10 protein-coding genes are annotated in these 13974 nt (G+C 60.1%); 4 read left to right on the plus strand and 6 right to left on the minus strand.

Annotated features, from left to right (window positions below; genetic code table 11):
• The first annotated feature begins 1 nt into the window (after position 1).
• The 4 genes from X751_RS153680 to X751_RS153670 all read left to right on the plus strand — a co-directional run bounded on the left by X751_RS153680 (position 2) and on the right by X751_RS153670 (position 9262).
• On the plus strand, positions 2–622 hold the full coding sequence (locus X751_RS153680) for an isochorismatase family cysteine hydrolase (RefSeq protein WP_023687850.1): 621 nt from the start codon (positions 2–4) through the stop codon (positions 620–622).
• Positions 623–1059: 437 nt separating this feature from the next.
• Complete coding sequence (locus X751_RS1000000166935; protein WP_023687851.1) at positions 1060–1206, plus strand: hypothetical protein; 147 nt, start codon at positions 1060–1062, stop codon at positions 1204–1206.
• A 183-nt stretch (positions 1207–1389) separates the two neighbouring features.
• The gene (locus X751_RS153675; protein ID WP_032892719.1) at positions 1390–7176 is read left to right on the plus strand and encodes a HAMP domain-containing protein; all 5787 of its coding nucleotides are present in this window, start codon (positions 1390–1392) and stop codon (positions 7174–7176) included.
• Between the two features lie 10 nt (positions 7177–7186).
• Positions 7187–9262 (plus strand): response regulator, encoded by a 2076-nt coding sequence (locus X751_RS153670; RefSeq protein WP_023744503.1) that lies wholly within the window; start codon positions 7187–7189, stop codon positions 9260–9262.
• A gap of 125 nt (positions 9263–9387) precedes the next feature.
• On the opposite strand, the gene X751_RS1000000168435 is transcribed toward X751_RS153670, so the two are convergent.
• From X751_RS1000000168435 to ftsZ, 6 genes are all read right to left on the minus strand, one after another.
• Positions 9388–9816 (minus strand): GFA family protein, encoded by a 429-nt coding sequence (locus tag X751_RS1000000168435; protein ID WP_156936373.1) that lies wholly within the window; start codon positions 9814–9816, stop codon positions 9388–9390.
• Positions 9809–9985: a hypothetical protein gene (locus X751_RS1000000166940; protein WP_023744504.1), complete on the minus strand. Its 177-nt coding sequence runs from the start codon at positions 9983–9985 to the stop codon at positions 9809–9811. Before X751_RS1000000166940 ends, X751_RS1000000168435 begins: the two co-directional genes overlap by 8 nt.
• A 26-nt stretch (positions 9986–10011) precedes the next feature.
• Entirely contained in the window at positions 10012–10329 is a 318-nt protein-coding gene (locus X751_RS153665; protein WP_023687854.1) for a hypothetical protein, read from the minus strand.
• A 269-nt stretch (positions 10330–10598) separates the two neighbouring features.
• Positions 10599–11570, minus strand: a complete 972-nt coding sequence (locus tag X751_RS153655; protein WP_023744506.1) for an SDR family oxidoreductase — start codon at positions 11568–11570, stop codon at positions 10599–10601.
• A gap of 183 nt (positions 11571–11753) precedes the next feature.
• A complete protein-coding gene (locus tag X751_RS153650) occupies positions 11754–12395 on the minus strand; it encodes a hypothetical protein (protein ID WP_023702102.1) in 642 nt (213 codons plus the stop codon).
• A gap of 451 nt (positions 12396–12846) precedes the next feature.
• On the minus strand, positions 12847–13827 hold the full coding sequence (ftsZ, locus tag X751_RS0133165) for a cell division protein FtsZ (protein WP_023702103.1): 981 nt from the start codon (positions 13825–13827) through the stop codon (positions 12847–12849).
• Positions 13828–13974: the final 147 nt, after the last annotated feature.

Genomic DNA, 13974 nt, shown 5'->3' on the forward strand with positions numbered 1-13974 from the left:
AGTGGCCGCCCAAGGATTGATTCACGGACCAATAGGCGACGATGGCCTGCATCTGTGCGTCGACATGCAGCGCCTGTTTGCGCCGGGTGGACCTTGGCCCGTGCCGTGGGCTGAAAAGGTGGTCCCGGCGATCGAAGAACTGGTCGCCAGACATGCCAGCCGTACCCTGTTCACGCGCTTCATTCCTGCCGCCCGCCCGGGCGAGGCGCCGGGAATGTGGGCAAACTACTATCGTCGGTGGGCGGAGGTAACCCTTTCCAACATCGATCCGCGCCTGATCGAGCTGATGCCTCAACTTGCACGATTTGTACCGCCGGCGACGGTGGTCGACAAACATGTCTATTCGCCCTGGACCGAGGGGCGGCTCGACGCGCTGCTGAGTGGCTCCGGCGTGCGTGCGCTCGTGATCACCGGTGGCGAAACCGACGTTTGCGTTCTCGCGACCGTGCTTGGCGCCATCGATCGTGGCTTTCGCGTCATTCTCGTCACCGATGCCATCTGCAGCTCTGCCGACCAGACCCATGACGCACTGATGGAAGTCTACCATTCCCGCTTCAGTGAGCAGATTGAGGCGGCCAGCATGGCGGAGGTGTTGGAGTGTTGGCCACAACTCACTCGCTGATCTGGGGGGCTTCAAGTGAAAGGGCCGACAATCGTCATTCTGGTCGGGCGGACTGTTTCAGTTGGCGGACGGCACTACAGTGAACCGGAAAACGTATATGAACGGCACGATTGCCTGATCTGCTCGCTCGCGTGAATCAGTGTCTGGAAGCGTACAAAGCCTTGCAGAGCTATCGACAGCGCGGCCAACCGTCATAGAATGGACAGGATACAGCGCCGAAGACTCGATGCCGGCATCTAGCAATCTTTGCGAGACATCCGGCGCCTCTGCCGTCGGCCTTCCGCTGGGAGGGTGATTTGCTGAAAAGCGAAGTCATTGACCTTGAAACCTAGTCGCTGGCAATCGCGCTGACGACATTGTGTCGACGGCGTTTGCGGTCGATGGAATCCGCGCAAGTTTCCTGAGTGTCGCTGCGACGACGAGGAATTGTCGGGCTTATGGTCCATGCCATGTCCGGCAAGAAAATTGCCGTGAGCTTCGACCACCGGGTGGCTGCCTCGCCTTCCGAGTTGCGCAACGCAATTCATGCCTCTCTGGCAATGGCAAACGGCTATGACGTGTCGTGGTCGGCTGAAGCACGATAAATCCACAACCGCATCATGAAAATCCGGCGTTCAAACCAAGGCGCAACCGTCGGCCTGGAATTCACGGCACGATGGAACAAAATTGAAGATGCCGCGTTTGGGGTCTTGCGGCGCGATCCACCATTGGCCGCGGGGGCAACTTTATCCGTATAAATCCATAGGGCTGGGAGTGGCGCTGTGACCGTGCAGGCATCCAAGAAGCAATTGGACCGTCGAAGCATCCTGAATTCTCTGAAAGCCTTCCGGCGCGGCGATTTCTCCGTCCGCATCGACAATGTTTATGAAGGCCTCGATTCTGAGATAGCTGAGACTTTCAACGAGATCGCTGACCTCAACGACCAAGTGACGCGCGAGTTCGAGCGCTTGAGCCGGGTCGTCGGCAAGGAGGGGCGGATAGGCGAGCGCGGCCGGGTTCGCAATGCCACCGGCAGTTGGGAATCCAGTGTCCGTTCAGTCAATGATCTCATCGAAGACATGGTTCAGCCAACGGCTGAGGTTGCGCGCGTTATCGGCGCCGTCGCCAAGGGCGACCTTTCGCAGACCATGATGGTCGAAATTGATGGCCGACCGCTGCGCGGCGAATTCCTGCGCATCGGCAAGATCGTCAACACCATGGTCGGCCAGTTGGCCTCCTTCGCCTCTGAGGTGACGCGCGTGGCGCGCGAGGTCGGTACGGAAGGCAAGCTCGGCGGCCAAGCCCGGGTCAAGGGCGTCGCCGGCACGTGGAAAGATCTGACCGACAACGTCAACGCGATGGCCACGAACCTGACCGGGCAAGTGCGCAACATCGCGGAGGTTACGACGGCGGTCGCGTCGGGCGACCTGTCGAAGAAGATCACAGTCGATGTCAAGGGCGAAATCCTAGAACTGAAGAACACCATCAACACGATGGTGGACCAGCTTAATTCCTTCGCTTCGGAAGTGACGCGCGTGGCGCGCGAGGTCGGCACTGAAGGCAAGCTTGGCGGCCAGGCGCGCGTTGAGGGTGTTGGTGGTACGTGGAAGGATCTGACCGACAATGTGAATTCCATGGCCGAGAACCTGACTGGCCAGGTGCGCAACATCGCCGAAGTGACGACCGCGGTGGCTTTGGGCGACCTGTCGAAGAAGATTACGGTGGACGTGAAGGGCGAGATTCTCGAGCTGAAATCCACGATAAACACGATGGTGGACCAGCTGAATTCATTCGCGGGCGAGGTCACGCGCGTGGCACGCGAGGTTGGCACCGAAGGCAAGCTTGGCGGCCAGGCGCAGGTGCGCGGCGTCGCCGGCACCTGGAAGGACCTCACCGACAACGTCAACTCGATGGCCGAGAACCTGACCGGTCAGGTGCGCAATATCGCCGAGGTGACCACGGCGGTCGCGTCGGGCGATCTGTCCAAGAAGATCACGGTCGCCGTGCAAGGCGAAATCCTGGAACTCAAGGACACCATCAACACGATGGTCGACCAACTGAACTCCTTTGCCTCGGAAGTGACGCGCGTGGCACGCGAGGTCGGCACCGAAGGCAAGCTGGGCGGCCAGGCAGAGGTGAGGGGCGTCGGCGGCACATGGAAGGATTTGACCGACAACGTCAATCTCATGGCCGCCAACCTGACTGGCCAGGTTCGAAACATCGCAGAAGTCACCACCGCCGTGGCGCGCGGCGACCTGTCGAAGAAGATCACCGTCGACGTCAAAGGCGAGATCCTGGAGCTCAAGGACACCGTCAACACGATGGTCGACCAACTGAACTCCTTCGCCTCTGAGGTCACGCGTGTGGCCCGCGAAGTGGGATCGGAAGGCAAGCTTGGTGGCCAGGCGCATGTCGAAGGCGTCGGTGGCACCTGGAAGGATCTGACCGACAACGTCAACGCCATGGCCGGCAATTTGACGGTGCAGTTGCGTGACGTGTCGAAGGTGGCAACGGCCATAGCGACCGGCGACTTGACCCAGAAGATCACCGTCGACGCGCTGGGCGAGATCTTGCAGATCAAGGACGTCATCAACACGATGGTCGACCAGCTCAATTCCTTCGCTTCGGAAGTGACACGTGTGGCGCGCGAGGTCGGCTCCGATGGCAAGCTCGGCGGCCAGGCCCAGGTGCGCGGCATCGGCGGCACGTGGAAGGATCTGACCGAAAACGTCAACGCCATGGCGGCCAACCTGACCGGCCAGGTGCGCAACATCGCCGAGGTAACCACCGCCGTGGCGCTCGGGGACCTTTCGAAGAAGATCACCGTCGATGTCCGCGGCGAGATCCTGGAGCTGAAGGACACCATCAACACAATGGTGGACCAGCTTAATTCCTTCGCTTCGGAAGTCACGCGCGTGGCACGCGAGGTCGGCACGGAAGGCAAGTTGGGAGGCCAGGCGCAGGTGCGCGGCGTTGCCGGCACGTGGAAGGATCTCACAGACAATGTGAACTCGATGGCCGAGAATCTGACCGGCCAGGTGCGCAACATCGCCGAAGTCACGACCGCCGTGGCGCGCGGCGACCTGTCGAAGAAGATCACCGTCGATGTGAAGGGCGAAATCCTGGAGCTCAAGTCGACCATCAACACCATGGTGGACCAGTTGAACTCCTTCGCCGGCGAGGTCACCCGAGTCGCGCGTGAGGTTGGCACCGAGGGCAAGCTTGGTGGCCAGGCGCGCGTCGAAGGTGTTGCCGGTACCTGGAAGGACCTGACCGACAACGTCAACCTGATGGCGACGAACTTGACCAATCAGGTGCGCGGCATCGCCGATGTCGTGACGGCGGTCGCGCAAGGCAATCTCAGGCGCAAACTGACGGTCGACGCGAAGGGAGAGATCGCCCTGCTGGCCGACACCATCAACGGCATGATCGAGACGCTTGCCACCTTTGCCGACCAGGTGACCAACGTCGCCCGTGAGGTGGGCATCGAGGGTAAGCTCGGTGGTCAGGCGCGTGTGCCAGGTGCCGCCGGCCTCTGGCGCGACCTGACCGACAATGTCAATCAACTCGCTGCCAATCTGACCACCCAGGTGCGTGCCATCGCCGAGGTTTCGACGGCGGTGACCAAGGGCGATCTTACCCGTTCGATCAGCGTCGAAGCCTCCGGCGAGGTCGCCGCGCTGAAAGACAACATCAACGAAATGATCCGCAATCTGAAGGATCAGACGCTGAAGAATGCCGAGCAGGACTGGTTGAAGACCAATCTCGCCCGGTTTTCGCGCATGCTGCAAGGCGAGCGCGACCTTGCCACCGTCTCGCGGCTCATCATGTCCGAACTCGCTCCTCTGGTGAACGCCCAGTATGGGGTGTTCTACGTCACCAATCGCGACGAGGAGGAATCCTATCTTGAGCTGGCGGCTTCCTATGGCGCCGAGAGCAAGGCTGCCATCAAGCAGCGGCTTGATCTGCGAGAGGGCCTGNTTGAGCTGGCGGCTTCCTATGGCGCCGAGAGCAAGGCTGCCATCAAGCAGCGGCTTGATCTGCGAGAGGGCCTGGTTGGGCAAAGTGCCGCCGACAAGCGCGCCATCATGCTGGACAATGTGCCGCCAGAATTCCTTCGGGTCACATCTGGTCTTGGCAGCGCCTCGCCAGCCAATGTCATCATCCTGCCTGCCCTGTTCGAGGATGAAGTCAAAGCCGTCATCGAGCTCGCCTCGTTCGGCGAGTTTCGTGACACACACCAGTCGTTCCTCAACCAGCTCATGGAATCCGTCGGCATCGTTCTCAACACCATCGCTGCGACGATGCGCACGGAGGGCCTGCTCAAGCAGTCGCAACTGCTGACGTCGGAATTGCAAGCGCGTCAAACCGAGCTGACAAAAAAGCAGGAAGAGCTGCATGCGACAAACGAGGAGCTGCAGGAAAAGGCGCAGCTGCTCGAGAACGAAAAGAAGCAGGTCGAAAACAAGAATCTCGAAATCGAGATGGCGCGACGCGCGCTGGAGGAAAAAGCCGAGCAACTGGCGCTCACGTCGAAATACAAATCCGAATTCCTGGCCAATATGAGCCACGAACTGCGCACGCCGCTCAATTCGCTGCTCATTTTGTCAAACCTGCTGGCGACCAACCAGCACGGCAACCTCAACGAAAAACAGGTAGAGTTCGCCCGCACCATCAATTCGGCAGGAACCGATCTTCTCAGCCTCATCAACGATATCCTCGATCTGTCGAAGATCGAGTCGGGCACTGTTTCCATCGACATCAACGATATGCCGGTGACGCATCTTCGCCAGCATATGGAACGAACTTTTCGTCAGCTGGCAGCCGACAAGGGACTTGGCTTCACCATCAAGGTCGATCCGGCGCTTCCCGACACGGTCCGCACAGATGAGAAACGCTTGCAGCAGATTGTCCTCAACCTGCTTTCCAACGCATTCAAATTCACCTCGGAAGGCGAGGTCAGCCTGAACTTCCGGGTTGAAAAGGCCGGCCGCCGCAATGGCGCGACGCAGCCGGTGAAGGCTCTCGCGATCGCCGTCACCGACACCGGCATTGGCATTCCAGAAGACAAACAGAAGCTGATTTTCGAGGCCTTCCAGCAGGCCGACGGCACCACCAGCCGCAAGTATGGCGGCACCGGCCTTGGGCTCTCGATCAGCCGCGAGATCGCTCGCTTGCTTGGCGGCGAATTGCGGGTCGAAAGCACGCCGGGCAAGGGGTCGGCATTTACCCTCATCATCCCGTTCGACGGCCCCCGCGTGACGACAGTACAGTCGACCTTGGCTCCGGCGGCGGAGGCGGTTGCTGCGACAGCTCTGCTCAGCAGTCCGCCCTCGGCAGAGCTGATCGACGACCGCGATTCAATCCTACCCACCGATCGGATCGTGTTGATCGTCGAAGACGATCCGACCTTTGGCGGGTTGCTGCTTGGCCTCGCCCGGTCGGCCGGGCTGAAAGGCGTTCTGTCGACTGCAGGTTCCGGCACGCTGGCATTGGCCCGCAAGCTCGTTCCCGACGCAATCACACTTGATCTCGGACTTTCGGATATCGATGGCTGGGTGCTTTTCGATCTGCTGCGGCATGACCAGAAGACGAGGGGAATTCCTATCCATGTCATCTCGGGTGCCGAAGACATCGACAGTCTCGCACGCAAGGGGGCGTCCAGCATTTCCACCAAGCCCGTTTCCTCGGACGAGCTGATGAAGGTGTTTCAGGATATCCACTCGAAGAAGCTCCGCGTTCAGCGCCGCGTTCTGGTCGTGGACCCTGACCCGGAGCGGCGTCTGGCTCTGGTCGAGGCAATCCGCGACGGCGTAACGTCGGTCACCGCGATCGGTCGTGTTGCGGCAAATGCAGAAGACGTTGGCCTCGCCTTCTATGATGCCGTCGTGCTCGGCTTTGGACGCTCCGCCAAGGACAACGCAAAGGCGCTGGACGAGATCACCGGCCAATTCGGCGAAGCCTTGCCGCAGCTGCTGTTCTTTACACCTCACCCGGACGCGCTTGAACAGGTACTGGCATTGAACCCGGCCTTGGCGGAAGCACCGCGGGCGGAGAACTTCGCTCAATTGGCGCTGCATATTTCGGCAACGCTGCCGGGAGAAGGTCGCCAAGAGGCCTGGGCAGGAACTGAACACAACGGCAAGTCCGATCTCGCCGGGGCGAAAGTTCTCATCGTCGACGACGACATTCGTAACATTTATTCGCTCACGAGTGTTCTGGAGACCTATGACATACAGGTTCTGCATGCCGAGCGGGGCCGTGATGGCATCGCGCTTCTTGAACAGGCGCCCGATGTCGACGTGGCATTGATCGATATCATGATGCCGGAGATGGACGGCTACGAGACGATGCGGCGGATTCGCGGCACACCGGCGATTGCTCATATCCCGCTGATTTCCGTCACCGCAAAGGCGATGAAGGGGGATCGGCAAAAATGTCTGGATGCCGGGGCTTCCGACTACATCGCCAAACCCGTCGATCTGGATCTCCTGCTGGCGCTGCTTCGTGTCTGGATCGGACGTGCCCGATCCCGTGTCGAGAGCCCGGAAAAAATTCTCCTGGCAGCGAACTGACGGCCGTTCGATGCAAAAGCTGGCAAGAAACAGGGTAAGGAAACTTGAGGTGGCAGCTCTTGCCGAAGGGCCGGCAAGAGCCCGTATCCTGGCGGTGGACGACGATGAGCGCAATCTGCTGGCGATCAGCGAAGTGCTCGCGACTATCGGAGAGGTCATCTGCGCCCAATCGGGCGAAGAGGCTCTGCGCTTTTTGCTGAAAGAGGAGTTCGCCGTCATTCTCCTGGATGTCCTCATGCCAGGGTTGGACGGGTATGAAACGGCCGCACTTATCCGCCAGCGCGAGCAATCCAAGCGCACCCCAATCATCTTCTTGACCGCCATCAACAAGGAGGATGCGCATATGCTGCGCGGCTATGATGCCGGCGCGGTCGACTATGTGTTCAAGCCATTCGATCCGATCATGCTGCGTTCGAAAGTCGCGGTTTTCGTCGAACTCCACGAGAAGACGCTCGAGATCCAGCGCAAGGCGGAGGTCGAGCAGGGACTATTGGCGCAGGCGTTGCAGGCGCACAAGGACAAGCTTCAGGCCGAACGCGCGCTGCGCAGCGCCGAGCAACGGCAGGATGCCATCCTGAATTCGTTGCCGGTCTGCTTTCATGCTCGGGCAGCCGAGCCACCCTTCGCGGCGCGCTTTGTTACGGAGGGCGTCGAGCGCTTGACCGGCTTTGCGCCTGAATACCTGACATCGGATCCGGAGTTCGGTCTCAACCGCGTTCATCCCGACGACCTGCCGCGATTGAAGCAAGCGCTGCTGGCGGCCAAAACCACCGGCTCCTATACGTGCGAGTTCCGCTGGCATTGCGCCAATGGCGAGTATCGCATTTTTCTCGACCAGGGCGTGATGTCGGACGGGTCAGATGGCCGTGAACCGGAAATTATCGGCACATTGCTTGACATCACGGAGCGGCGCGGTCTTGAGGATCAGCTGCTTCAATCCCAGCGAATCGACGCTATCGGCAAGCTAACCGGCGGCCTGGCGCATGATTTCAACAACCTGCTCGCCGCAATTCTCAGTGGGTTAGGGCTGCTTGAACGCCGGGCTACGTTGGATGATCAGGCGCAACAGGTACTCGACCTGACGCGGCGTTCTGCAAAACAAGGCGCTGACCTTGTCGCGCGAATGCTGGCATTCTCGCGGCGCCAGACCCTGAAGCCGGAAGCGGTGCGCCTTGCTGCGCTGGGCGACACGATGAATGGATTGGTGGCGCCCGTACTGGGGGGGTTGATCCGTTTCGACTGGCAGATCGATGACACGATCTGGCCGGTGCATGTCGATGCAGGCCAACTTGAATTGGCCCTGATGAATCTGGTTTTCAACGCGCGTGACGCCATGCCCTCTGGCGGGACAATAACCGTGCATGCGCAGAATCGATCGATCGTGACGCAAACAGAGGATATTCCGCCGGGCGACTATGTCCTGATCGCCGTCAAGGACACCGGATCCGGCATACCCCCCGATCTTGTCGCCAAAGTCGTCGAACCGTTCTTCACCACCAAGCCGGTCGGTAAGGGAACGGGCCTCGGCCTCAGCACGGTCTACGGCTTCATGAAGCAGTCAGGTGGGACACTTCGCATAGAAAGCGTCGTCAACCGCGGAACTACCATGCAACTCTGGCTGCCACGTTCGACCGAACAGCCGGTCGATCCTGCGGTGGAACCCGACATTGAACGAGCGTTCGCCGATGCCGGGATGGAGCACCCATCAATCCTCCTGATCGACGACAGCCATGTTTTGCGGCAATTGACCGCCGAGTCCCTTCGCCAACGTGGTTTCGAGGTGACCTGCGCGGGAGGAGGGGCGGAGGCGCTGGCCATGATGGAGCGCACTCCCAACCAGTTCGACGTCATTATCACCGACTTCGCCATGCCACTCGTATCCGGCGTCGACGTGATCCGCTTCGCGCGCAATTTGCGCTCGGACTGGCCAGCGGTCATGATCACGGGCTATGCCGATGCCCGGGAGATTGCCGATCGGCCGGCCGACGTGCCCTTGCTCGGCAAGCCCTTCCGCGACGAGGATCTGTTCGAAGCGATTTTCCTCGCGATAGAGAATGCGGCCCCCCAAAGGATCAAAACCGGCTAGCGCTTAGGGCTTGTCGACGGTCTGGCCACGTCGGTAGGCCGGGCAGATCGAGACCGCACTTTCGGGGCACGGCGACAAGGGCCGCATTCCTGATCGGCAATCTGGGTCATTCGCAACAGGCGGCGCTACCAGCGCTCCTCGGTGTCGCGGTCCGGTAGGTCTATTCCGCAGCACACCCAACCAAGGCGCTGCGCTGAACCGTAGTTGTACCGAGGCACCAGGTGAGCCGGATCATCGAAGGTACCGACGTGCAGCGCGATCTCGGTTGGCGACGCGTCGTAGCAAAGGCTGAGCGGCGACCCGCATTCTGGGCAGAAGCCTCTTTGCGCGATCGGCGAAGACCTTCGATATGTTGGCGTTCCGGAATTCCAGCTCAGGCTTTGGCAGGGCATCCAGGCAAGAACTGCAAACGCGCTGCCGGTCGCTCGTCTGCACATATCGCAGTGGCAGTAGTGAACCCTCGGTTCGATCCCGGCGCTGAATCGGATCCTGCCACAGAGACATCCGCCATGGATGGCCAAGGAGCCGGGCAGGCGCTTGCCAACCTCACGCATTAAGATCGATCAAGGCGGCGCCGAACGCTCCGATCGCAGTCAAAGAGGCACTGCCGAGGTTTTGGTCGGTTGCGAAGGCTGTCAGCGCGCCGAAGCCTTCGTCGCCGAGGTCGAGCACCACGACGAAAATTCTTTGCCCGCTGACCTGATTGACGAGCTTGGGTTTCATCGCGCTCCGAACCTGTTGCGGGGCAGTTAATGGGCATGGTGCTCGGCATTCCGCTTGCGGGTTGCCGCTGCCTTCTTTGCCGATTCCGATCGGCTTGCGGCTGACCGTGAAGCCGATGCCTTGCCGCCGCTTTTCCCACCCTTGTGGGCCGCGGGGTGTCCGGTGTGTTTACCACGACCCGAGCCGCCTTCTTTCTTGCCGCCGCCATCGTCCTTGTTGACGGTCGCCCATGCCCGGCGCTCGGATTCCTTCTCGGAAACACCGCGCTTCTCATAGCCTGCGGCAATGTGGTCGGCTTTGCGTTCCTGTTTGTCGCTGTATTTCGATTTGTCGCCTCGTGGCATGGTCGTTCTCCCGGCTCAATGATGTTTGAACGGTATGCCGGCGGGAGAGTTCCAAGCGGAAATTCAGAAAATTGAAAACGCGAGCGAGGATTTCGACCAACACGGAGCGTTATTGCTCCGGAGCCGTGGCGGGTGCCGTGTAGCGGCGGCGCACGGCACCGATCACGCGTTTCTTGAAGCGACCGAGCGCGGCAAGCGTCTCCCTGGAGACGACGTCGTCGCGTGCCGTCTACTCGGTAGCCCAATGCAATGAAATACGTTCCGCGACCTCAGTAGCCACCGACCACCGGCAGGATCTCTCCCGTGATGTAACTCGAGCAATGCGACGAGGCGAGGAACACGTAAGCCGGGGCAAGTTCTTCCGGTTGCGCTGGCCGTTTCATCGGCGTATCCGCGCCGAATTTCGAGACGTCGTTGGCTTCCTTGTCCGAAGGGTTGAGCGGCGTCCACACCGGACCTGGCGCGACCGCGTTTACCCGGACGCCCTTGCCGATCAGATTGCCCGAAAGCGCTCGCGTGAAGGCATGAATGCCGCCCTTGGTCATCGAATAGTCAACCAGTTGCTTGGAACCGTCGATGCCGGTCACCGAACCGGTATTGATGATCGCGGAGCCCGGCTCCATGTGCGGCACGCTCTCCTGCGCCATATGGAAATAGCCGTAAAGATTAGTCTTCAGCGTCGTGTCGAAATGTTCCTCGGTCAGGTCGTTGAAGTCACTGGAATGGATTTGGAAAGCGGCGTTGTTGACCAGCACGTCGATCCTGCCGAATTTTTCGACCGTCAGCGCCACGGCGTTGCGGCAATGCTCGCGTTCACTGACATCGGCTTTTATCAGTATGCAACGCCGGCCTTCCTTTTCGACGGCGTTTTTGGTCGCTTCGGCGTCCCTGTCTTCACTCAAGTATACGATCGCAATGTCGGCGCCCTCGCGGGCGAACAAGACTGCCACCGAACGGCCGATGCCGGAATCACCACCCGTGATAAGCGCTACCTTGTCGTCGAGTTTTTTCGATCCGAGGTAGTAAGGCGCATCGTAGAGCGGAGCGGGCTCGATCGCCCATTCATGCCCCGGTTTGGGTTGATGCTGCTCGGGAAAAGGCGGCTCGGGATATTTGCGGGCGCCGGCTTGCATCGCGTGTTGCATTTTGCCATTGCTCTTCGTCTCGTCTTTGGCGTCGATACCACGCTGGATATGGCGTTGCTTGGCGGCTTCAGCTGAAGTCTGCGACTTAGTCTGCATGGCTTTCTCCTGTGCTCGGAGAACGAACAACGCATGCCGGGCAAAAAAGTTTGCGCAAATATCTCGATCCCGAAAGGGCTCGCCATTGCGAACAGCCTGCGAAGAGCGTGGAGCATTGGTCGTCAATGAGATCGGAATTGCCATGCCGGCGGCGTTCAGACAAACACCACATTCATTACCCGCTCAAAGCACGCTTTTTTCAGAACCATAGGGTTTGGCAATGCGGACCATGCCTTTCGTCCGAAGGCGCTGGTATAAATAGAAAATCGTCATCAAGCCGATTGCTGTTCCAGCACCAAGACACAGCGCGAGCAATAGTTCTGCACCGACACGAAACGCAAGCAGAGTAACGCCCGCCGCAGCGACGATGGCATTTATGAATGCGATCATAGTCGCTGCAGTGGTCAGGTACGCCAGGAGAGGCCCAGTACGAAGAGAAGGTTCGGCGTCATTTTCGGGCCAGCGGCCGAATTCCTTGGAAAACTGGAAGGCAGCCTCGTCGCCCAAAGTTCGATAGTAGGCTCTGATCCGGGCAATGCCGATATGGGCCTGCATGTTCTCAGCGGCGATGTCGACCAACCTCAAGACGGTAAAGGCACCCAGTAAAAAGACCGATGGCAGCACAACCGCGACAAACGGCAGGAAGAACTCGGAGGACTGCGTAACAAAGCCCGTTGCCACCAGAGCGCTCGACAGAGACATAATGTAGATGGTCGTTCGCGACGCCATTTCACTTATGGACGTGCTGATCGCTGTCTGCTGCACGAAATGCTCTGTCGTCAGGGCCGCGAGAAACGAAGCATCGGGTGTCGGCGTGTCAGCCATGGAGCATGCTCCTGTCGGGTAGACCTGAGTTTTTCTTCGAAATAGTGCTTGCGAGGCTGGCCGCCACTGGATGCTCCCGACGTCTGACCATGCCGGTTTTATTGTGCCATATCCAGCGAGCCCGCATCACCGATCAAAAAGGGCCGATCATGTGGTCAGCAGATGCTGGCCATATCGCAGGCGAAATGTCTGCCGTGGTCAATCTGTATGGCCTTTTGGGGATCCGGGTCGAAGCGCATTCGCGGCGCGGTTGCAGTTGGGAGCGGTTCCGCGGCGGCGCTGATGCGAGTTCGCGCATTCGTGGCAGCGGCCTCGAAACAAATTCGGTCTCTAGGCCGGCAACGCGAATTCACCGGCAAGTTCGATGGTGCGGGCTTGCGGGCCGACTTTTCGGTGGCGAAGCCCATGACCACGGTCCACCAGACTCATAAATCAGCAGCCCGGATCCTGCCTACTGCGGTATCTCCAGGCCCTGCCGCAATCCTGTCGCGACGACTGAGACCCTGAATTTTCCGGCGAGTGCCCGGTCGAATATGGCGCCGACGATGATGTCGGCGTCGGCGTCGACCTCCTCGCGGATGCGGGTGGCGGCCTCATCGACTTCGAACAGCGTCATGTCCATGCCGCCCGAGATCGAGACCAGGACGCCCTTGGCGCCGATCATCGAGGCTTCGTCGAGAAGCGGGTTTGCTATCGCCGCTTCGGCGGCCTTCCTGGCGCGGTCCTCGCCCGTGGCTTCCCCGGTACCCATCATTGCGCGGCCCATGTCGCGCATCACCGACTTCACGTCGGCGAAGTCGAGATTGATCAGCCCCTCCTTGACGATGAGATCGGTTATGCAGCCGACGCCGGAATAAAGGACGCGATCAGCCATGGCGAAGGCGTCCGCGAAAGTCGTCTTTGCGTCGGCGATCCTGAAGAGGTTCTGGTTCGGAATAACGATCACGGTATCGGCGCATTCGCGAAGCTGCTCGATGCCCTCTTCGGCGGCTTGCATGCGGCGCTTCCCTTCGAAGGTGAACGGCTTGGTGACGACGGCCACGGTCAGGATGCCGGCTGCCCGTGCAGCGTTCGCTATGACGGGCGCGGCACCGGTTCCAGTTCCGCCTCCCATGCCGGCGGTCACGAAGCACATATGGGTTCCCGCAAGGTGGTCCCTGATCTCGTCGATCGATTCCTCGGCTGCCGCGCGGCCGACCGCCGGCAGCGACCCGGCGCCCAGGCCTTCCGTGACATGGGCACCCAGCTGGATCAGCCGCGATGCTTTCGACATGGTCAGTGCCTGGGCATCGGTGTTGGCGACGATGAACTCCGCACCCTGCAGATTTTCGGCAATCATGTTGTTGACCGCGTTGCCGCCGCCACCGCCCACACCAATGACGGTTATCTTCGGCCGCATTTCCGAGATGACGGGCCTTGCCGCGGTGCTCATCGTCTTGTCTCCTTGGAATTGATCGACAAAAAGTTCCCGGAACGCGCCGCTTGAACACGCCAGGTGCAAGAATCAGGTTCTATCGCCTTGGCACAGGGAATCAGAGGGTGAACTTTGCGGCAAGACAAGATGTGGGACCTTTTGGAC

Source organism: Mesorhizobium sp. LNJC394B00, assembly GCF_000502555.1.
In the GTDB taxonomy this organism is placed as follows: Bacteria; Pseudomonadota; Alphaproteobacteria; order Rhizobiales; family Rhizobiaceae; genus Mesorhizobium.